Annotated in this window: 18 protein-coding genes; 12 read left to right on the forward strand and 6 right to left on the reverse strand. The window is 70.5% G+C overall.

What is annotated here, in order from left to right:
- Window positions 1-208: 208 nt before the first annotated feature.
- Window positions 209-808, reverse strand: a complete 600-nt coding sequence (locus tag HNR02_RS19255; protein WP_179774537.1) for a TetR/AcrR family transcriptional regulator — start codon at window positions 806-808, stop codon at window positions 209-211.
- Between the two features lie 92 nt (window positions 809-900).
- Between HNR02_RS19255 and HNR02_RS19260 the strand changes: the two genes are divergently transcribed.
- The 7 genes from HNR02_RS19260 to HNR02_RS19290 all read left to right on the forward strand — a co-directional run bounded on the left by HNR02_RS19260 (window position 901) and on the right by HNR02_RS19290 (window position 6210).
- Window positions 901-2046, forward strand: a complete 1146-nt coding sequence (locus HNR02_RS19260; RefSeq protein WP_179774538.1) for an acyl-CoA dehydrogenase family protein — start codon at window positions 901-903, stop codon at window positions 2044-2046.
- Entirely contained in the window at window positions 2046-3188 is a 1143-nt protein-coding gene (locus HNR02_RS19265) for a CaiB/BaiF CoA transferase family protein (protein ID WP_179774539.1), read from the forward strand. The genes HNR02_RS19260 and HNR02_RS19265 overlap by 1 nt, the downstream gene beginning before the upstream one ends.
- 272 nt (window positions 3189-3460) lie before the next feature.
- Window positions 3461-3628 carry a hypothetical protein gene (locus HNR02_RS19270; RefSeq protein WP_179774540.1) on the forward strand — a complete coding sequence of 56 codons (168 nt, stop codon included), beginning with the start codon at window positions 3461-3463 and terminating at the stop codon, window positions 3626-3628.
- Window positions 3629-3929: 301 nt separating this feature from the next.
- The gene (locus HNR02_RS19275) at window positions 3930-4412 is read left to right on the forward strand and encodes a helix-turn-helix transcriptional regulator (RefSeq protein ID WP_179774541.1); all 483 of its coding nucleotides are present in this window, start codon (window positions 3930-3932) and stop codon (window positions 4410-4412) included.
- Between the two features lie 136 nt (window positions 4413-4548).
- Window positions 4549-5430, forward strand: coding sequence for a lysozyme family protein (locus HNR02_RS19280; RefSeq protein ID WP_179774542.1), 882 nt, complete (start codon window positions 4549-4551; stop codon window positions 5428-5430).
- A gap of 23 nt (window positions 5431-5453) precedes the next feature.
- Window positions 5454-5840, forward strand: coding sequence for a hypothetical protein (locus HNR02_RS19285; RefSeq protein WP_179774543.1), 387 nt, complete (start codon window positions 5454-5456; stop codon window positions 5838-5840).
- A 13-nt stretch (window positions 5841-5853) separates the two neighbouring features.
- Complete coding sequence (locus HNR02_RS19290; protein WP_179774544.1) at window positions 5854-6210, forward strand: DUF3817 domain-containing protein; 357 nt, start codon at window positions 5854-5856, stop codon at window positions 6208-6210.
- A gap of 169 nt (window positions 6211-6379) precedes the next feature.
- On the opposite strand, the gene HNR02_RS19295 is transcribed toward HNR02_RS19290, so the two are convergent.
- From HNR02_RS19295 to HNR02_RS19315, 5 genes are read right to left on the reverse strand one after another with little or no spacing between them, the layout of a single operon-like run.
- Complete coding sequence (locus HNR02_RS19295) at window positions 6380-7219, reverse strand: spermidine synthase (protein ID WP_218902979.1); 840 nt, start codon at window positions 7217-7219, stop codon at window positions 6380-6382.
- Window positions 7200-7580: an adenosylmethionine decarboxylase gene (gene speD / locus HNR02_RS19300; protein WP_179774545.1), complete on the reverse strand. Its 381-nt coding sequence runs from the start codon at window positions 7578-7580 to the stop codon at window positions 7200-7202. The genes HNR02_RS19295 and speD overlap by 20 nt, the downstream gene beginning before the upstream one ends.
- Window positions 7570-8718: a type III PLP-dependent enzyme gene (locus HNR02_RS19305; RefSeq protein ID WP_179774546.1), complete on the reverse strand. Its 1149-nt coding sequence runs from the start codon at window positions 8716-8718 to the stop codon at window positions 7570-7572. The genes speD and HNR02_RS19305 overlap by 11 nt, the downstream gene beginning before the upstream one ends.
- A gap of 12 nt (window positions 8719-8730) precedes the next feature.
- On the reverse strand, window positions 8731-10329 hold the full coding sequence (locus HNR02_RS19310) for a monocarboxylic acid transporter (protein WP_179774547.1): 1599 nt from the start codon (window positions 10327-10329) through the stop codon (window positions 8731-8733).
- 3 nt (window positions 10330-10332) lie between these two features.
- Window positions 10333-10749, reverse strand: coding sequence for a DUF485 domain-containing protein (locus HNR02_RS19315; protein WP_179774548.1), 417 nt, complete (start codon window positions 10747-10749; stop codon window positions 10333-10335).
- A 929-nt stretch (window positions 10750-11678) separates the two neighbouring features.
- Here HNR02_RS19315 and HNR02_RS19320 point away from each other — a divergent pair.
- The 5 genes from HNR02_RS19320 (at window position 11679) to icmF (ending at window position 20935) form a co-directional block, all read left to right on the forward strand.
- Window positions 11679-15809: a sensor histidine kinase gene (locus HNR02_RS19320; RefSeq protein ID WP_218914019.1), complete on the forward strand. Its 4131-nt coding sequence runs from the start codon at window positions 11679-11681 to the stop codon at window positions 15807-15809.
- Window positions 15806-16246: a roadblock/LC7 domain-containing protein gene (locus tag HNR02_RS19325; RefSeq protein WP_179774549.1), complete on the forward strand. Its 441-nt coding sequence runs from the start codon at window positions 15806-15808 to the stop codon at window positions 16244-16246. Before HNR02_RS19320 ends, HNR02_RS19325 begins: the two co-directional genes overlap by 4 nt.
- A gap of 7 nt (window positions 16247-16253) precedes the next feature.
- Window positions 16254-16940, forward strand: a complete 687-nt coding sequence (locus HNR02_RS19330; RefSeq protein WP_179774550.1) for a DUF742 domain-containing protein — start codon at window positions 16254-16256, stop codon at window positions 16938-16940.
- Window positions 16921-17532 (forward strand): GTP-binding protein, encoded by a 612-nt coding sequence (locus HNR02_RS19335; protein ID WP_179774551.1) that lies wholly within the window; start codon window positions 16921-16923, stop codon window positions 17530-17532. Before HNR02_RS19330 ends, HNR02_RS19335 begins: the two co-directional genes overlap by 20 nt.
- A gap of 166 nt (window positions 17533-17698) precedes the next feature.
- Window positions 17699-20935 (forward strand): fused isobutyryl-CoA mutase/GTPase IcmF, encoded by a 3237-nt coding sequence (gene icmF, locus HNR02_RS19340; protein ID WP_179774552.1) that lies wholly within the window; start codon window positions 17699-17701, stop codon window positions 20933-20935.
- Window positions 20936-20967 lie beyond the last annotated feature (32 nt).

Raw genomic sequence — 20967 nt, forward strand, 5'->3', positions numbered from 1 at the left:
GGCGCCCACCTTCGCGCCGGACGCGCCGATCTCATGCAGCCAACACGCCACCGGCGCGAGCCGACTCACCACGGACCGAGCACCCGCTGTCCGGATCGGCCAACGCGGTGCCCGGAGTGGCCAACACGGCGACGGGAGCGGCCAACACGGTGCCCGGAGTGGCCAACACGGTGCCCGGAGTGGCCAACACGGTGGCGGGAGGGTGGGGTCAGGCCCGGTAGGCGGCCATCGCGAGCTGCTTCCACTCCTCCAGCAGTTGCTTCCGGCGGGCGGGCGCGCCGCCCAGTTCGGCGTCCAGGGCCAAGCCTCGCGTGAAGTTCACGGTCAGCCAGAACAACGTCTCCACCCGCTCGCGGGGCAGCCCGGGCGCGATGTTCGCGAGCTGGGCCAGCGTTTCCCGGCCCAGCGCGCGGTCGACCGGCCGGATCGCGGCTCGGAGCGCGGGGTCCGTGCGCGCCGCGATCCACAGTTCCGTCGCCGCGGTCGCCAGCGTTCCCGAATACCCGGCCCACAGCAGGTCGATCGCCGCGGGAATGGCCTGCTCACCCGGCGGCAGGTTCGCGAAGGACGAAGACAGCGCCTCCATCCGCCGCGTCGTGAGGTGCGCGACGGCGGCCGCCATCAGGTCCGCCTTGTCGGTGAAGTGGTGTTGCGCCGCGCCCTTCGACACCCCCGCCCTGGCGCAGATCTCCTGCACCGACGTGCGGGCGTACCCGAGTTCGATCAGGCACTCGATCGTCGCGTCGAGCAGGGCGGTCCGGGTCTGTTCCCGGCGCTGCGCCTGCGTGCGGTGCCCCCGCTCGGTCACGTCGCCTCCCTTTACCGGCGCTCGCGCCGGATGTACATTCCGAACGGAACTTACATTCTGCCCGTCATGTTTTCCACCGCTGGAGGTCACCGATGCCGTTGCCCGCACCGAACAGTTCCTGGGCGAAGGACCTGAGCGAGTTCCGCGAGCTCGCCAGGACGTTCTGCCAGAAGGAGCTCGTGCCGCACCAGGAGCGGTGGAGCGAGCAGAAGTCCGTCGACCGCGAGCTGTGGACCAAGGCGGGCGAGGTCGGGCTGCTCGCGATCTCCATCCCGGAGGAGTACGGCGGCGGGGGCGGCACCTTCGCCCACGAAGCGGTGCTCTACGAGGAGCAGGCGCGCAGCGGCGACGGCGCGTGGGGCGTCTCCGTGCACAACGGGATCGTGGCGCACTACCTGCTCAACTACGCCACCGAAGAGAAGAAGAAGGAGTGGCTGCCCAAGCTCGCCAGTGGCGAATGGATCGCCGCGATCGGCATGACCGAGCCGGGCACCGGCTCCGACCTGCAAGGCATCAAGACCCGCGCGGTGCGTGAAGGCGACGAGTACGTCATCAACGGCGCCAAGACCTTCATCAGCAACGGTGGCATGGCCGACCTCGTCGTGCTGGCCTGCAAGACCGATCCGGACGCGGGCGCGGCCGGCGTGTCGCTGATCGTCGTCGAGACCAGCCGCGAAGGCTTTCGTCGCGGCCGTGTGCTGGACAAGGTCGGCCTCAAGGGGCAGGACACCGCTGAGCTGTTCTTCGACGACGTCCGCGTGCCCGCCGCGAACCTGCTCGGCGAGGAAGGCCAGGGCTTCATCCAGATGATGCAGCAGCTCCCGCAGGAGCGGCTGATCATCGCGGTGACCGCCGTCGCCGGGATGGAAGCGGCGATCGACCTCACCATCGAATACACCAAGGGCCGCACCGCGTTCGGGCGCCCGGTCTACAACTTCCAGAACAGCAAGTTCACACTCGCCGACGCGGCCACCGAGGCGGCCGTCGCGCGCGCGTTCCTCGACCAGTGCATCGAGCGGCACCTCAGGGGCGAGCTGGATGTCCAGGGCGCCGCGATGGTCAAGCTGTGGACCACCGAGCGGGCCAACAAGATCGTCGACGACTGCGTGCAGCTGCACGGTGGCTACGGCTACATGACCGAGTACCCGATCGCCCGCGCGTGGACGGATCTGCGCATCTCCCGCATCTTCGGCGGGACCAGCGAGATCATGCGCGAAGTCATCTCGCGGACGCTCTGATGGCGGGACCACTGACCGGACTGCGCGTCGTCGAGCTGGCGGGCCTGGCGCCGGCGCCGTTCGCGGGCACCCTGCTGGCCGACCTCGGCGCCGATGTCGTGCGGGTCGACCGGGCCAAGCCGGGGGCCGACGTCCTCGGTGTCCCGGCCGATCCGCTGATGCGCGGGCGCCGGACGATCGGCGTGGACACGAAGAACCCGGACGGCGTCGAGATCGTGCTGCGGCTGGCCGAGCGGGCGGACGTGTTCGTCGAGGGTTTCCGGCCGGGCGTCGCGGAGCGCATGGGGCTGGGGCCGGAGCACGTTCAGGCACGCAACCCCCGCATCGTCTACGGGCGCGTGACCGGCTGGGGCCAGGACGGGCCGCTGGCGACGGCGGCCGGGCACGACATCAACTACCTCAGCGTCGCGGGCGCGCTCGAACCGGTCGGGCGGGCGGGGGAGCGGCCGGTGCCGCCGCTCAACCTGGTCGGCGATTTCGCGGGCGGTGGCATGCTGCTGGCGCTGGGCATCCTCGCCGCGCTGCATGAGCGCACCACGTCCGGCCGCGGTCAGGTGGTGGACGCGGCGATGGTCGACGGCGCGGCCCTGCTGATGACGCAGCTGTTCGGGATGCGGTCGGCCGGGATGTGGCCGAACGAGCGCGGCGGCAACGTCCTCGACGGTGGTGCACCGTTCTACGACACCTACGAGACCGCGGACGGCAAGTACGTGGCCCTCGGGGCGATCGAGATGCGGTTCTGGGGCGATCTGGTGCGGGTGCTCGAACTCGATCCCGCGGAGCTGCCGATGCACCTCGACGGGACCCAGTGGCCCCGGCTGCGGGAGATCCTCGCCGCGGCGATCGGCAAGTTCACGCGTGACGAGCTGGTGGCGCGGGCGGAGGGTACCGACGCGTGCCTGACGCCGGTACTGAGCCCGTGGGAGGCGGCGTCGCACCCGCACAACGCGGCACGAGGCACCTTCGTCGAGATCGGCGGCGTCGTCCAGCCCGCGCCGGCGCCGCGCTTCGACCGCACGCCGCCCGTCACTCCGGAGGCGCCGCACGAGAAGGGCGCCGACACGGTCGACGTGCTCACCGAACTCGGCTACGACGCCGGGACAGTCGACGGGTGGCGTGCGTCCGGGGTGATCGCCTCCTGACGGCGCATGGCGGTACCGGATCGGGGTAGGACAGGCGGATGACGACACGCCACACGCGCGAGTGCGATCGCCTCCTGCCGTGCGTCGCGTCGATCGTTTAGAGTGGGACCGAGTCCGAGCTGAGCACGCAGTGTCACCGCGTCCAGCCATCCGTGTGAAGGGGTGTGCAAAACGTCCCGGTGACGGCAGGATTGCCGGTGACCGGGGGGATCTGTGGGGTGTACGGGTTCGCGGTACACCGCGGACGCACTGGAGCGAGGGGAAAGCAGGCCATGTCGGCGAACACCAAGAAGATCGTCATCGTGGCCGTCGTCGCCCTCGTCCTCTTCTTCCTGATCACGCGTCCGAACGAGTCGGCGGCCGTGGTCAAGGACGCCCTCGGCTGGCTCCGTGACGGCGCGGAAGCCATCGTGACGTTCGTGCGCAGCCTCTTCTCCTGACCCCATCCGGCCGCGGCCGGCACCGTCGCGCACGGTGCCGGCCGTCGTTGCGCGCATTCCCAGGGGAACCACGGAAAGTCACGATTCTCGGCATCTGAACGCCCCCGTTCCACCATCCGAGTGGATTGACGTGGTTAACGCGCTGGTCGCTGAATTCCTTTCCGGGAACCTCTGGCGCGGCGGCCCGACTTCGCCCTACGGTGCTCACATTGCGTGACCAGCCGGTTCTCGCCGGCGAAACGGTCAATCGCTTCGATCATCGCCGTTCGATGGCTTTCAGTTGGGGCACAAGGAGGCAGGGATGACCGGAGATCCCGGGGTGGATGCGGTGATTCGCCAGTGGGCGTCCGAGCTCGAGCAGACGCCCGAGGAAAGGGAGGCCGACCGGATCGCCTCGGCCTGGCTCGCCGAACTGCCGCAACAACCACCAGGGATTCCCGGCCAGCGCGAGCGTGCGGGCACCCGGACTTGGAAGCCGCTCGAATCGGCCGACCCGGACTACCTCGACGCCATGCGCGAGCGGCTGCCGGAAGTGCCGGACGATCTGCTGGTCGCCGCCGCCGGATGGTGGCAGATGATCGGTGACATCGAAGAGGCCAAGGCCTGGTGGGACGCCGGGATCAGCCCGATCGACCAGCGCGCGCTGGACTACCGGCTGGCGGGGCTCACCCCGTCCGATCTGTCCCGCCGCCTCGGGCCGATGACCGTCCTGCAGCACCTGCGCCGCGGCAGCGCCCCGGCGTGGTGCGTGGCCCGGCTCGCGAGGCAGCAGCGCGCCAGCTGACCGTCGTGGCCGCGTAACGTCAGGAAACGCGGCCTCGTTGGTCAGGTGAGGCACGGTTAGCGCTCGCTTGACGCCCACGCACCTATCGTCGGCGCCGCAGGATCAGGCGCGCGGACGTCGGTGGGAGGCACGGTTCTTGGACACGGAGCAGATCGAGCACGACCCTGCGGACGTGTCCACCGAGGAGGACGCCGTCGACGGCACTAACCGCCGACGGGCCGTCCCGGCGGTGCTCGGCAGGCTCCTGGTCGTGACGGTGGTACTGGCGGCCGCCGTCGGCGGGATCTGGGTGACCACCGCGGTCACCCGGCCAGGGCCGAGCGAGACCACCACCGAGATCCCGGACCTGGAGAACGCGGCGGCGCCGGTCGCACCCGGCTCGGTGGCCCCGGTCAACGCGACCCTCGAAGGCGCCCCGCAGACCCAGCCGCAGGAACAGCAGCCGCAGTCCAGCGGTGCGGACCTGCTCACCCGCTGGGCGGACAAGGTGGCCGAGGTCACCGGGATCCCGGCCCGCGCGCTCGTCGCGTACGGCAACGCCGAGCTGGAGCTGCGCGCCACCCAGCCGAAATGCCGGGTGTCGTGGGCGACGCTCGCGGGCATCGGGCGGATCGAGTCCAACCACGGCCGGTACGGCGGCGCGGTCCTGCGGGACAACGGACTGCCGTCGAAGGCGATCATCGGTGTTCCGCTGGACGGCTCGCCCGGCATCAGGGCCATCGGCGACAGCGACGGTGGCCGGTTCGACGGCGACCCGAACTACGACCGGGCGGTCGGGCCGATGCAGTTCCTGCCCTCGACCTGGGCGAAGTGGGGTGGCGGTTACAACCCGCAGCAGATCGACGCCGCCGCGCTCGCCGCGGCCAAGTACCTGTGCGCCGGCGGCCGCGACATGGCCGCCGCCGGCGGCTGGTGGTCCGGGATCCTGTCGTACAACAACTCCGTCGACTACGGCCAGAAGGTGTTCGGCCTGGCCGACGCCTACGCCAAGGCCGCCCAGGTCGTCAAGGTCTCCTGACCCGGGAGTGCTAGCGTCGTGGGGTGCCCACGGGTCTGTTCACGCCGCGCCGCATCGGGATCGGTGTGCTGTGCGTCGCCGCGTTCGCGGTGTGCTGCGCGCTGGCCTGGTGGCAGTGGAACCGGTTCGAATCGGCGAGCGGCACGTTCCAGAACCTGGGTTACGTGCTGCAGTGGCCGCTGTTCGGGGTCTTCCCGGCGTTCATGGTGTGGCGGATCTGGAAGCTGCGCCGGCAGGCGGCCGAGGAGGACGCCGCCGAACCGGCCCGCTCCGAGTGGGGCCGCAAGCCGGTCAGCGAGGTTCCGGCGCCCCGCACCCGGCGGATCCCGGTCGACGACGGTGACGACGAACTCGCCGCCTACAACCGGTACCTGGCCGAGCTGCACGCTCGTGACCAGCGCGAGAGCTAGAAAGGCAGAGTCGATGGTGGACACCGACGAACGCGAAGGCGCCCCGGCCACGAAGGCCGCGCCCGCCCTGCGGGGGCCGCTGCTGCGCTACCGCGTGCTGGCCTACACCACCGGTATCGCGTTGCTGCTGCTGACGGCGGCGTTCATCCTCAAGTACGGGTTCGACTCGGCGGGGATGATGAGCTGGGCCGGCGTCACCCACGGCGTGTTCTACATGGTGTACCTGGTGTTCGCCGTGGACCTCGCGCTGAAGGCCCGGTGGTCCATCAAGGGGACGATCCTGGTGCTGCTGGCCGGGACGATCCCGTTCCTGTCGTTCGTCGCCGAGCGCTCGGTGACGCACCGCGTGCACGCTGGCCGCAAGCTCTGAAACCACCCCCGACGGGAGCGGCCAACACGCCGCCGGGAGCAGCAAACACGCGGACGGGAGCGGCCAACACGCCGTAGCCTCGGCGTGTTGGCCGTTCCGGGTGCCGTGTTTGCCCTTCCGGGTGCCGTGTTTGCTCTTCCGGGCGGTGTGTTTGCTCTTCCGGGGATGATCACCCCCGGAGGCTGTGCGGCACCACCGTCGAGCCTCGCAGCGTCTCCGCGTCCAGCGTCTCCGGCGTGAAGCCGGCCAGGTGCGCGGTCATCGCCTCCACCGGGTCGGCCACCTCGTCCCTGCGGCCGGACAGGAAGGCCCATTCGTGCTCGTCCGAGCCGAAGTACACCGGGGTGGCGAACACGTCGCGGAAGCGGGACCACGCGGTGCGCAGCGTGTCGTTGCGCCACAGCGTCGGGCAGCCGCCCTGGCAGCACACGACACCGCCGGGTGTGAGAAGCGCGGCGCACTGCCGAAGGAACGAAGCTCCGTACAGGCGGTTGTGCTGCGCGTCGGCGTCGGAGTTCTCGTCGGGCAGGTCGATGACCACCACGTCGTAACCGCCCTCCGAGGCCGCCACGAACGAGAAGCCGTCCGTGTAGTGCACGCGCACCGGGCCCTCGCCGCGCTCCGCCGCCTCCAGTTCGGCCGTCGTGTAGCCGTAGGGCAGCAGCGCGGCGCACGTCCGCACCGCCACCTCGTCGATGTCCACGTGATCGACCCGCGAAGCACCGAACGACACCGCCAGCTGACTCGCGACCCCCTCGCTCGACCCGATGATCAGCACGCGCCGCACCTGCGCGGCCAACAGCATCGCGGGCACCATCAGCGCCTCGTGGTAGACGAGCTGGCTCGCCTCCGTGCTCTGCCGCTCGTCGTCGCAGAAGAGCGACACGCCCTGCGCCGTGCGGCCGATCAGCATCCGCTGGAACCCGGTGTGCTCGTCGAACAGCACCTCGGACACGTCCCACACCCGCGTCAGCCCGGCGCCCATGGGCTCAACGATCTGCCGTGACATGCTTCTCCCCACGCTCGACCACCGACATCTCCACCGACGACGTCCGCAGCGCCGCCGCCAGCAACCGCACCGCCACCTCGGGGTCCGCCTGGTCACCGCAGGTGAACACGTCGGCGAACAACGCCCCGATCTCCGGGTAGGTGTGCACCGAAGCGTGCGATTCGGCCAGCAGCGCCAGCACGGTCACCCCCTGCGGTTCGAACCGGTGCGCGACCACCTCGCACACCGTCGCCCCGGCCTCGCTCACGCAGTTCCGCAGCACGTCCCGCAGGAACGCCGGGTCGTCCAGCAACGTGGGGTCGATGTCCCTCAGTTCGGCCAGCACGTGGCGGCCGGCGAAGGCGCCGATCTCACGGGTCATCGGCGAGCCGTCCTCCTTCCAGGCAGTGGGTGCGCAGGGGCGGGATCCCGTTGAACGCCACCGACGAGTAGCTCGCGGTGTAGGCGCCGGCGTCGAGGATGTCGACCCGGTCGCCGGCCCGCAGCGACAGCGGCAGCTCGTACGGGGTGCGCTGGTACAGCACGTCGTCACCATCGCAGGTCGGTCCGGCGAGCACGACGGGGCCCCGCGCGCCGTCGCGGTCCGGCACCTCGAACCGGTAGGGGATGGCCTCGTTCTCGGTCTCGGCCAGCCCGTTGTAACGCCCGACGTCCAGGTAGACCCAGCGCCGCCCGAACCGGGTCGACACCAGCACGACCTCGGTGCGGATCAACCCGGCCCCGGCCACGACGGCGCGGCCCGGTTCGAGCAGGATTTCCGGTTCGTCCGGGAAGTGGGCGCGTACCGCCGCCCGGATCTCGCGCCCGTACTCGGCGGGTGAGGGCACGGCGGACCGGTAGGTGATGCCGAAGCCGCCGCCGATGTTCAGCCGCCGCAACGAAACCCCTCGGGTGGCGCACTCGGCGAAGATCTTGGCCGCCGCCGCGATGCCGGGTTCCCACGCGCCCGGGTCGGGCTGCTGGGAGCCGACGTGGAAGGCGATCCCGGCCGCGTCCAGGCCCAGCCGGTCCGCCTCGGCGAGCAGCGCCGCGGCCTGCGCCGGCTCGCAGCCGAACTTCTGCCCGAACGGAGTCGCCGACGCCGGGCCGTCCACCAGGATCCGCACGGACACCGAAGCGCCCGGCGCGTGCGCGGCCAGGTGGGCCAGGTCACCGGGCGCGTCAGTGGTGAAGTCACGCACGCCCCGCGACCACGCGAACGCGATGTCGGCCGGTTTCTTGATCGTGTTGCCGTAGGACAGCGCGGCGGGCGAGGCACCGGCGTCCAGGCACGCGGCGATCTCGGCCGGGCTCGCGACGTCGAATCCGCCGCCCGCGGCCAGCACCGCCCGCAGCACCGCGGGCTCCGGGTTCGCCTTGACCGCGTAGCGCAACCGCGCGTGCGGGAACTCGTCACGGAGCTCCCGCACGCGCGTCGCGACGGTGTCGGTGTCGACGACCAGGCACGGCGTGCCGGGGTCGGCCTCGCTCAGGAACCGCCTGATTCGTTCAACGCTCACCCGTGCAGCGTCTCAGGAACCGATCCCGGTGAGCGAACGGACCTCCATCTCGGCGTGCTTGCGCGGATCGGCCTTGTCCTTGCCGACCAGCGTGCCCACGAACCCGCACAGGAACGAGAACGGGATCGAGACCAGGCCCGGGTTCTTCAGCGGGAACCAGTGGAAGTCCACGCCCTTGATGATCGAGTCCGCCGCCCCGGACACCACCGGCGAGAAGATCACCAGCACCAGGCAGGCGCCGAGGCCGCCGTAGATCGCCCACAGCGTGCCCGTGGTGTTGAACCGCTTCCAGAACAGCGAGTACAGCAGCGTCGACAGGTTCGCCGAGGCCGCGACCGCGAACGCGAGCGCGACCAGGAAGGCGATGTTCTGCCCGTTGGCGAGGACGCCGCCGATGATCGCCAGCACCCCGATCCCGACCGCGGCCAGGCGGGCGACCCGCACCTCGTCGACCGGATCGGCGTGCCCACGCTTGAAGATGTTGGCGTACACGTCGTGGGCGAAGGACGCCGACGCGGTCAGGGTCAGGCCGGCCACGACCGCGAGGATCGTCGCGAACGCGACCGCCGCGATGATCCCCAGCAGCAGCGTCCCGCCGATGTGCAGGGCCAGCAGCGGCGCCGCGGAGTTCTCGCCGCCGGGTGCGGCCTTGATCTCGTCGGTGCCGACCAGCGCGGCCGCGCCGAAGCCGATCACCAGCGTGCACAGATAGAACACGAACATGCAGGCGGTGGCCCAGACGACCGAGCGTCGTGCCTCCTGCGAGTTCGGCACGGTGTAGAAGCGCATCAGGACGTGCGGCAGCGCGGCCGCACCCAGGATCAGCGCGACGGCCAGCGACACGAAGTCGAGCTTGGTGGTGCCGTTCGCGCCGTACTGGCCACCCGGTTCGAGCAGTTTCTCGCCCATCGGGCTGTGGTAGGCCGCCGAGGACAGCAGGTTGGACAGGCTGAACCCGAACTTGCCGAACAGGAACACCGTCATCAGCACCGCGGCGAGAATCAGGATGCTGGCCTTGATGATCTGGACGTACGTGGTGCCCTTCATGCCGCCGACCAGCACGTACAGCACCATGACGATGCCGACGACGGCGATGATCAGCGCCTGTCCGAACCCGCCGTGGATGTCGAGCAGCAGCGCGATCAGGCCGCCGGCGCCCGCCATCTGGGCCAGCATGTAGAACAGTGAGATCACCAGCGTGGACGTCGCGGCGGCGGCGCGCACCGGGCGCTGCTTCATCCGGAAGCTCAGCACGTCGCCCATGGTGAAGCGGCCGGTGTTGCGCAGCAGCTCGGCGATGAGCAGCAGGTCCACCAGCCACGCGACGAGGAAGCCGATCGAGTAGAGGAACCCGTCGTAGCCGTGCACCGCGATGGCGCCGGCGATCCCGAGGAACGACGCGGCCGAGAGGAAGTCGCCGGAGAGCGCGATGCCGTTCTGCCGTCCGGTGAAAGCGCTGCCCGCCGCGTAGTAGTCGGAGCGGGAGGAGTTCCGGCTGCTCACGCGGTACACCACGAACAGCGTGATGGCGACGAAGAGCGCGAAGACGGCCGTGTTCAGGATCGGGTTGCTGGCCGCGGTCGAGGTTTCCGCGGCGAGAACGTGGTTCATCGGTTACTGCACTCCTGCCTGCCTGCGGACCTGGTCCACCTCGGGGTCGATCCGGCGCCGCGCGAACCGCAGGTACGCGGCGGTGAACAGGGCCGTCGAGACGAACTGGAGGATCCCCAGCAGCATCGCGACGTTGACCTCGCCGACCAGTTTGATGCTCATGAAGTCGTGCGCGTAGGCCGCGAGCAGCACGTACGCCAGGTACCAGAGGACGAACGCGAGGCTCGTCGGGAACACGAACCGCCGGAAGCGGCTTCGCAGCCCGGAGAACTCCTCGCTGCGCTGGATGGCCACGAAGTCCGGGCCTTCCGGACGTCGCGGACGGGCCGGTTGTTCGACGGGGTTGCCGAACAGCGGCCGCATCTCACCCGTGTCTTCCACGGGGTTGCGCGTCGCGGGGGTGGGAGCGACGTTCTGCATCTCTGCCTCCCGGCATGCGTGCGAACTCGGCGAAACTTTTTCGGCGGCGCACATGCTAGCCACGGCGACCTGGGCCTCCGACAGCGGAGGACCCCTTCAGAGTGAAGCGGTGTTGCGACACCCGGATGGGTTAATACGCCAATCGAGCGAAAGGCCGGAGCCATTCCGCCAATGCACGTAACCCGGGGTTAGTGACGCGGGGTGCCGTCCCTGAGTGGGGTGAGGCGCGCGTCATCGCGGCACACCGCGTCGGAGGTGGAAAATTGCTGTTCACGAACGCGGTCGGGCGAGAATCCACGGCTCGCCAAATCCCACAAGATCGGGGGGTATTAGGCCCTCAAGCCCCACGGTGTCCGCACGGTCGGTACCGGTTTTCCGCTTTGTCCCAGGCTTGTCTGGGCTAAGTGGGTGACGAGCCCGCGGTGCGGGTGGGGGCCGCGCGTAACCAAACCGGGAGGTGGCAGGGCTCTGACGAGCGGTTTCGCGTAAACCCCTTGTGACAACGGGTATTTCCGCAGGTCAGCACACGCGGGTTCGCCGGGCTTCGGGTCAGCCCGTTTGGTGTACGCTTCCTGGGCCACGCTGACTCGCTGTGACTGAGCGTAAACCGGTGTTGTGTGGGGCATCGTGCACACCGCATGATGCACGGCACCGCCGCCGGGGCTCGTCCGGTGAGGCGGCGGGGCGGCCGGGACAGCGCCGTCGGCTGGGGCTGCAGGAGAAGCGACGAGTTCACCCGTGACGAGGAGAGCCATGCGGTTGAGGCCACGCGGCGAATCCGTACGCTCCGGCACGGGTCCGGCCCGCGGACGCGAACACCAAACGCCGGACAGGGAGTCACCTTCGTGACCGTTGCAGGACAGGGCCAAGTGCCTGTGGGACAGCTCCTCGGTCAGCAACCGCCGGAGCCGTCGAAGTGGGCCACGCTCATGAGCTGGCGGGACTGGCGGCTGTCGGCCAAGCTCGCCGCGGTGTCCCTGGTGCCGATCATGATCGCCCTGGTGCTGGGCGGCATCACCATTGGCAACCAGGTCGAGCGTTCCGGCAACTACGAGCGGATGAACCGGCTCGTCGAGCTGAACGGCACGGTCCGCACGCTCGTCGGCGCGCTGCAGCAGGAACGCACCCAGACCACCGCGCTGCTCACCCAGGGCACCGTCGGCAGCTCGCCGCAGCTCGACGCCGCCCGCCAGGTGGTGGACGCGGCGACCGGCCCGGTCACGAGCGCCGCCGCCCACGCGGCCGACGCCGACGGCGGCATCCGCGGGCCCGCCGAGGCCGCGACCGCCGCGGTGAGCCGCCTCGGCGAGGTGCGCGGCCAGGTCGGCGAGGGCCGTCTCGACGCGGTGCAGGCACTGGCCGCCTACAGCGAGATGACCGATTCGCTGATCGGGCTGGACACCGCGCTGGTCGCGGGCATCGGTGACGACGCCATCGGCGGCACCCCGAGCGCGCTGCACGACCTGATGGTGGTCAAGGAGGAGACCTCGACCGCCCAGTCGCTGCTCGGCTACGGCATCGCGCGCGGCGCGCTGACCCCGACGCAGCTCAACGACCTGCGCACCGCCGAACTCCGGCTCGCCGACCGTCTCGTCGACTTCCGCGCCGCGTCCGACTCCGCGCAGGAGTCCCAGTTCGACCGCACCGTGATGGGGCAGGACTTCAACACCCGCAGCCGGTTGGTCAACGGGGTGCTCGCGGCGGAGGGGTCGTCGGTGCCCAGCGCACTGCGCGGCGTCTCGGCCGAACAGTGGACCGCGGTGTCGGCGTCGGTGATCGCCGCGCTGGACACGGTCGGCGACAGCCTCGGCGACCAGCTGGAGACCACCTCGGCCGACCTCGCGGACGACGCGGGCACCGACGCCGGCCTGCTCGCGGTGCTGCTGTTCGCGGCGCTCGTGGTCACCGCCGCGGTCGTCATCCTGATCACCCGCCAGTTGCTGCACTCGCTGCGGGTGCTGCGGGCGGGCGCGCTCGACATCGCGGACCGGCAGCTGCCCGCCGCGGTGCGCAACATCCAGGAGGGCCGCGAGCAGAGCACCGACGTCCAGCCGGTGCAGGTCGGCACGAAGGACGAGATCGGTGAGGTGGCCAAGGCGTTCGACGAGGTGCACAGCCAGGCGCTGCGCCTCGCGGTCGAGCAGGCCAACATGCGCACCGGGTACAGCAGCGTGTTCGTCAACCTCTCGCGCCGCAGCCAGAGCCTCGTGCAGCGGCAGCTGCAGCTGATCGAGCGGCTGGAGCGGGACGAGGAGGACGCCGACCAGCTGGCGACGCTGTTCCAGCTCGACCACCTCGCCACGCGGATGCGGCGCAACAACGAGAACCTGATGGTGCTCTCCGGCGCCGAACCGGGCCGCCGCTCCGGTCAGCCGGTCTCCACCTCCGACGTCCTGCGCGCCGCGGTGTCGGAGATCGAGCAGTACCAGCGGGTCGTGGTGCAGACGCCGCCGGAGGCGCGGATCGTCGGGTTCGCCTCCAGCGACCTGATGCGCCTCGTCGCGGAGCTGCTGGACAACGCGACCGCGTTCTCCGCGCCCGAGACGCAGGTGACGGTGACGACCCGGGCTTCGGACCACCGTGGCCTGGTCATCGACATCATCGACAAGGGCATCGGCATGAACGAGGCCGAGGTCGCCGAGGCGAACGTCCGGCTGACCGAGGCGGGCACGGTCGATCTGGCGACCTCGCGCCGGATGGGCCTGTTCGTGGTCGGCCGCCTCGCCGGACGCCACAACATCGGTGTGGTCCTGCACGGTGGCAAGGACATCGTGGGTGTGCGCGCGACCGTGACGGTTCCCGCGGACCTGGTGATGGACCTGCCCGCGCCCGCTCCGGCCCCCGCGCTGCCGCAGCCGGAACCGGGCCTGCCGCGGCGGCGCACGGTCAACGGTGCCGGGCGCCCGGGTGGCATCGCGGGCTTCGGTGACCTGCCGACGCCGGGTGACGGCGCGAACGCCCCGTCGTCGTGGGCGCAGAACGGGCACTCCGGGGTGCTGCCCCCGCGGCCGCCGTCGGACCTGGAGATCTCTGGTACGGCGCTGTTCACGCCGTTGCCGTCGGAGGAGGGGGAGCCGCCGTCGCAGCCGCTGCCCGAGGCGCCCGTTCCCGAGGCGCCCGCTCCCGAGGATCCCGCCGCGGAGGTCGCTGACACTGAGTCAGCTGAGTCCGGTGAGCTGCCCAGTGGCAAGGCGTTGTTCACGGCCAACAGCAGCCCGTTGTCGGACTGGTGGAGCTCGGCCGCGAACGAGCCGAAGCCGGCCACTCCGCCGCCGTCGCGTCGCGAGACGACGCCGATCTTCGACGAGACTCTGTCGGCGTGGTTCCGCAGCGACGACCCGCCCCCCGCGAAGACGACCGGTTCGTCGTCGGAGTCCACTTCGGACGAGACGGCGGGCGGCAAGGCCACCAGCGGCTGGGACTTCGCGGCCGACGAGAGCTTCCGCGCTGTCCAGGCCAGGTCGCAGGTGGAGCCGAAGAGCTTCACCGACGCCGGCCTGCCCAAGCGCCGCCGTGGCGAGCAGTTGCTGCCCGGCAGCGCGAATGGCGACGCCGCGGCGCCCGCCCCGAAGCGGGAGCTGCCCACCCGCGACCCGGCTGATGTCCGTGGCCGCCTGAGCAGCTTCCAGCACGGGGTGAACCGGGCCCGGCACGCCAAGCGCGCCGAGACCGCGCCCGAGGGAGCCGCCGCACAGCCCGGTGCTTCGAGTGCTGAGGTGCCGGAAAGCGCTTCGCGGGCGGAGAGCGCGCCTCAGGCTCAGCCGGAAGCCGCTTCCCGGACGGAGAGCGGCCTGCCCCGGCGCCAGCCGCGGCCCGGTGCGGAGAGTGCCGCGCGGTCCGCTGGCGAAAGCGCTCCGCAGGGCGAGGACTTGCCGCAGCGGGAGCCGTCGGTGCAGGGTGCGGCCGAAGGCGCCGAGCAGGCCAAGGAGGTCGGCGAGAGCGCTGCGCAGGGCGAGGGCTTGCCCCGGCGGCAAGCTCGGCCCGGTGCGGAGAGTGCCGCGCAGGCCGCTGGCGAAAGCGCTGCGCGGAGTGAGGGCCTGCCGCAGCGGCAGCCGCGGCCCGGTGCGGAGAGTGCTGCGCAGGCCAAGGAGGGCGCTGCGCGGAGTGAGGGTCTGCCGCAGCGGCAGCCGCGCTCTGGAGCGGAAGGTGCTGCCCCGGCTGCGTCCTCGGAGTCCGGTTTGCCGCAGCGTCGGCCTGCCGCCGAGGCTCCGCAACTGGACAGTGGGCTCCCGCAGCGTCGTCCGAAGCCGTCCGCGGGGGCGCAGCCCGAGGGCGGTCTGCCTCAGCCTTCGCCGCGGACCGCGGATGCCTCTTCGGACAGCGGCCTGCCCCGGCGCCGTCCGAAGGCCGAGGGCGCGCAGCCGGAATCGGGTCTGCCGCAGCGGCAGCCGAAGGGTGCGCGGCCGGAAGAACCCGGCCCGCGTCAGCCGGAGGCGGGCGAACAGCCTTCCACCCAGCCGCAAGCCGCCCAGGCCGAGCCCACTCAACCACAGCCCGAGCCCACCTCGCCGCAGGCGGAGACCGCGCTGCCCCGTCGCGAGCCGGAATCCGGCCTGCCCCAGCGGCGGCCCCGCCCCGAGACCGCTGCCGGTCTGCCCCAGCGGCAGGCCAGGCCCGCGGCCGAGACCGGTGCCGGGTTGTTCCAGCACGCCGCGCCGGAGCCGGGCACTGGCCTGTTCGCGCGGCCGGGCGCGGACCAGCGTCCGGCGCGTCCACAGCCGGACCAGGAGACCCCGCAGCCCCGCCGCGAACCGGCGGAAGGGGAGGGGGCCTGGTCGTTCGCCACGGACGAGAGCTGGGCCGCCGTCCAGACCGTGTCCTCGTCGTCCCCGTCGAGCTTCACGTCCGCGGGGCTGCCCAAACGGCGCCGCGGCGAGCAACTGCTGCCCGGCAGCGCCCTGTCGCCCCAGAACGCCGCCACCCCGGCGGCGCCCAGGACACGGCGTGACCCGCAGGATGTGCGCGGCAGGCTGAGCAGTTTCCAGCAAGGTGTTCAGCGTGGAAGGCACCGGACCGCTCAGTCCGCCGATCCCGAACAAGGAACCATGGAGGGTGAATGACCACGCCGCAGCCACAGAACCAGTTCGGATGGCTGGTCAATGATTTCGCCGAGCGTGTGCCTGGGGTGGCGCACGCGGTGGTCGTTTCGGCCGACGGCCTGCTGCTCACCGCGTCGAACCGGTTGCCGCTCGACCGCGCCGACCAGCTCGCCGCGGTCGCTTCCGGGCTCGTCAGCCTGACCCAGGGCGCGGCGCGGTGCTTCGAGGCGGGCGCGGTCAACGAGACCGTCGTGGAGATGGAACTCGGGATCATGGTCCTGATGTCCATCAGCGATGGGTCGTGCCTCGCCGTCCTCGCCGCCCCGAACTGCGACATCGGCCAGGTCGCCTATGAGATGACCATGCTGGTCGACCGGGTGGGCCAGATCCTCACCCCCGAACTGCGGGCTCAGCTGCAGGGTGCCGCCGGTGCCCTGATCGGCGAACCGGTGGGATGATGCCGACATGACCACGGGACCCGAGAGTGGCTCCCCGTCCGGCGGCGAACCGGAGCCGACGTTCGCCGACGTGATGAACAGCTTCAGCCTGGACTCCGGGCGGGGCCGCCGGAAGCGCAAGAAGTCGCGCGAACCGGAACCCGAGACCCCGGCGGCCGAAGCTGACCAGGCACCGGCCCCGCAGCCCCCGCCGTCACCGTCGCCCGCTCCACCGCAGGCGCGGCCGGGCGGCCTGTTCGACTCCTCGCCGGGCAGCGGGTTCTTCGACCCCGTGCAGCCCGCGCAACCGCCCCGGCCCATGCCGTCGCGGCGCGAGGAGCCCGAGACCCACCCCGCCGAGGAAACCTCCGTGGTGCGCCCCTACGCGCTCACCGGCGGCCGCACCAAGGCACGGGTCTCCCTGGAACTCGAGACGCTGATCTCGGTCCAGGACGCCGTCCTCGCCCGGCTCGACGCCGGAGCGCTGACGGTGCAGTTCGAGCACCGCTCGATCATGGAAGAATGTCGGACACCGCGGTCGGTCGCGGAGATCGCAGCGCTGCTGCGGGTCCCGATCGGCGTGGCCAGAGTCCTGATCAGCGATGCCGCGGATGCCGGCCTGGTCACCGTGCACCGCACGATGTCGACCAACGACGACGCCGAGGCGCATCTGATGTTGATGGAAAGGGTGTTGAGTGGACTCCGTCGGCTTTAAGGCACCGCGGCAGACCGCGCCGCAGACCATGACCTCGGCGAAGATCGTCGTCGCCGGTGGTTTCGGTGCCGGCAAGACCACCTTCGTCGGCTCGGTCTCCGAGATCGTGCCGCTCACCACCGAGGCGATGATGACCGACGCGAGCCGCGGCATCGACAACCTCGACCAGACACCCAACAAGGCCACCACGACCGTGGCCATGGACTTCGGCCGCGTGTCCCTGGACAGCGACCTGATCCTGTACCTGTTCGGTACGCCGGGGCAGCAGCGGTTCTGGTTCATGTGGGACGACCTGGTGAAGGGCGCGATCGGCGCCGTGGTGCTCGCGGACACGCGGCGGCTGGCGGACTCGTTCGCGCCGGTCGACTTCTTCGAGGACCGCAGGCTGCCCTACATCATCGGCGTGAACACGTTCGACGGTGAGGTGCACCACGAGCTCGGCGACGTGCGTGAAGCGCTCGCGATCGACGAGAGCATCCCGATCGTGCGCTGCGACGCACGTGACCGCGAGTCGACCAAGCAGACGCTGATCACGCTGGTCGAGTACGCGATGCGGCAGTGGATCGCCATGCGGTCCGCCAACGCGCGCTGACGAGGTAGTTCGAAGGGAGTGCCGGACGGGGGCCCGGCACCACACGATCGGCCGACGCTCCCTTTGTGCTGCCCGCGCAGCGTCTGAATCGTTACCGTCCCATGGTGGATGTCGCCGCGGTCATACTTGGGTTTGCAATAGTAGGAAGCCCAAGTATTTTTGAGGGATGAACGCCTCACTGCACCGCCCCGTGCACCCCGTGCGGTTCGTGACCGCGTCGAGCCTGTTCGACGGGCACGACGCCTCGATCAACATCATGCGGCGCATCCTGCAGTCCCAGGGTGCGGAGGTCGTCCACCTCGGGCACAACCGGTCGGTGGACGAGGTCGTCACGGCCGCGATCAGCGAGGACGCCCACGGCGTCGCGATCAGCGCCTACCAGGGCGGTCACGTCGAGTACTTCAGCTACCTCGTCGAGCTGCTGAACGAGCGCGGCGCCGGGCACATCAAGGTGTACGGCGGCGGGGGCGGCGTCATCGTGCGCGAGGAGATCGAGCTGCTGCACTCGCGCGGGGTCGCCCGGATCTTCTCCCCGGACGACGGCCTCCAGCTGGGGCTGCCCGGGATGATCAACCTGATGATCTCCGAGTGCGACTACGACCTGGCGGAGGTGTCCGCGGGGCCGGACGAGAAGCTCCTGTCCGGTGACGTGCCCGCGCTGGCGCGGTTCATCACGCAGCTGCAGGCGGGCAGCGTGTCCGAGGACCGCCTGGCCCGCGTCACCGAGGCGGCCAAGGCGCGCCCGGTGCCGGTCCTGGGCATCACCGGCACCGGTGGTTCGGGCAAATCGTCGCTGACCGACGAGCTGCTCCGGCGGTTCCGGCTGGACCAGGAGGACAAGCTGCGGATCGCCGTCCTCGCGGTCGACCCGACGCGGCGGCGGGGCGGCGGCGCGCTGCTGGGCGACCGGATCCGGATGAACGGCCTGGACGGGGCGCAGGTCTACTTCCGGTCGATGGCCACTCGCGGGGCGAGCGGGGAGGTGCCGGAGGGCCTGGACGAGGCCGTGCTGGCGTGCCGGGCCGCTGGCTACGACCTGGTGGTCGTCGAGACGCCGGGCATCGGGCAGGGTGACGCCGGGATCGTGGACCACGTCGACTACTCGCTGTACGTGATGACGCCGGAGTTCGGTGCCGCGTCGCAGCTGGAGAAGATCGACATGCTCGACTTCGCCGACGCGGTGGCGATCAACAAGTTCGAGCGCCGCGGCGCCGAGGACGCCCGTCGCGACGTGGCCCGGCAGCTGGTGCGCAACCGCGAGGAGTTCGGGGCCTCGCCGGAGGACATGCCGGTGTTCGGGACGAGCGCGGCGCGTTTCAACGACGACGGTGTGACCGCGCTGTACCAGTTCCTGCGTGACGAGCTGGCCGAGCGCGGCCTGTCGGTGTCGGCTGGCCAGCTGCCGAAGGCCGACACGAAGACGTCCACGGGCGCGTCGGTCGTCATCCCGGCCGCGCGTGAGCGCTACCTGGCCGACATCGCCGCCACCGTGCGCGGCTACCACGAGAAGACGCGCGAGCAGGTCGCTGCGGTCCGCAAGGTGGACCACTTCCGCGCCGCGAAGGACGCTCTGGCCGCGGAAGGCGCGGACACGCAGGCGATCGAGAGTCTGCTGACGACGGCTGAGTCCGAAGTGGACTCCTCGGTGGCCGGTCTGCTGGAGCGCTGGGCGGAACTGTCCGAGTCCTACCGGCAGGAGGAACTGGTCGTCCGCATCCGGGACAAGGAGCTGCGCACCCAGCTGTGGCGGGAAACCCTGTCCGGCAACCGGATACCGCGGGTGGCGCTGCCACGGTACGGCGACCGCGGCGAGCTGTTGTCGTTCCTGCGCCGTGAGCACCTGCCCGGCTACTTCCCCTACACCGCGGGCGTTTTCCCGTTCAAGCGGGAGGGTGAGGACCCGGCGCGCATGTTCGCCGGCGAGGGTGACGCGTTCCGCACCAACCGCCGGTTCAAGTACCTGTCGTCCGATTCGGACGCCAAACGGCTGTCCACCGCGTTCGACTCGGTGACGCTGTACGGTCACGATCCGGCGACGCGCCCGGACATCTACGGCAAGGTCGGCACCTCCGGGGTGTCGATCGCGACGCTGGAGGACATGCGGGCGCTCTACGACGGGTTCGACCTCACGTCACCGTCCACTTCGGTCTCCATGACAATCAACGGCCCCGCGCCGACGCTCCTGGCGTTCTTCCTCAACACCGCGATCGACCAGCGGATGGAGGCGTTCCGCGCGGAGAAGGGCCGCGAGCCGACGGCGGAGGAGGCCCACGACCTGCGTGAGTGGACGCTGCGCAACGTGCGTGGCACGGTGCAGGCCGACATCCTCAAGGAGGACCAGGGCCAGAACACCTGCATCTTCTCCACCGAGTTCAGCCTGCGCATGATGGCCGACATCCAGGAGTGGTTCATCGAGCACGGGGTGCGCAACTTCTACTCGGTGTCGATCTCCGGCTACCACATCGCCGAGGCCGGGGCGAACCCGATCTCGCAGCTGGCGTTCACGCTGGCCAACGGGTTCACCTACGTCGAGTCCTACCTCAACCGCGGTATGGACGTCGACGACTTCGCGCCCAACCTGTCGTTCTTCTTCTCCAACGGGATGGACGCGGAGTACTCGGTGCTGGGCCGCGTCGCGCGGCGCATCTGGGCGGTGGCGATGAAGGAGCGCTACGGGGCCAACGAGCGGTCGCAGAAGCTCAAGTACCACGTGCAGACCTCTGGCCGGTCGCTGCACGCGCAGGAGATGAGCTTCAACGACATCCGCACCACGCTACAGGCACTGTGCGCGCTGTACGACAACGCGAACTCGTTGCACACCAACGCTTTCGACGAGGCCATTACGACGCCGACGGAGAGTTCGGTGCGCCGCGCGATGGCCATCCAGATGATCATCAACAAGGAGTGGGGCCTGTCGAAGAACGAGAACCCGTTGCAGGGCTCGTTCGTCATCGACGAGCTGACCGATCTGGTGGAGGAGGCCGTACTGGCCGAGTTCGACCGGATGGCCGAGCGCGGCGGCGTGCTGGGCGCGATGGAAACCGGGTACCAGCGCGGCAAGATCCAGGACGAGTCGATGCTGTACGAGCGGCTCAAGCACGACGGCTCGCTGCCGATCGTCGGGGTGAACACGTTCCGCAATCCGCACCCCGAGGAGGACGAGGTCGAGGTCGAGCTGGCGCGCGCGACGGAGGACGAGAAGCAGTCGCAGCTGACGCGCCTGGCCGACTTCCAGCAGCGCCACAACCACGACGCCGAGGAAGCCCTCCAGGCGCTTCGTGAAGCCGCCACCCGCGGCGAGAACCTGTTCGGAGTGCTGATGGATGCCGCCCGAGTGTGCTCGCTCGGCCAGATCACCGAGGCATTCTTCGAGGTCGGCGGCCAGTACCGGCGCAACATCTGAGGCGGGGGCCGGATTTCCCGCGGAATCCGGCC

This window comes from Amycolatopsis endophytica (assembly GCF_013410405.1).
Classification (GTDB): Bacteria; Actinomycetota; Actinomycetes; order Mycobacteriales; family Pseudonocardiaceae; genus Amycolatopsis_E; species Amycolatopsis_E endophytica.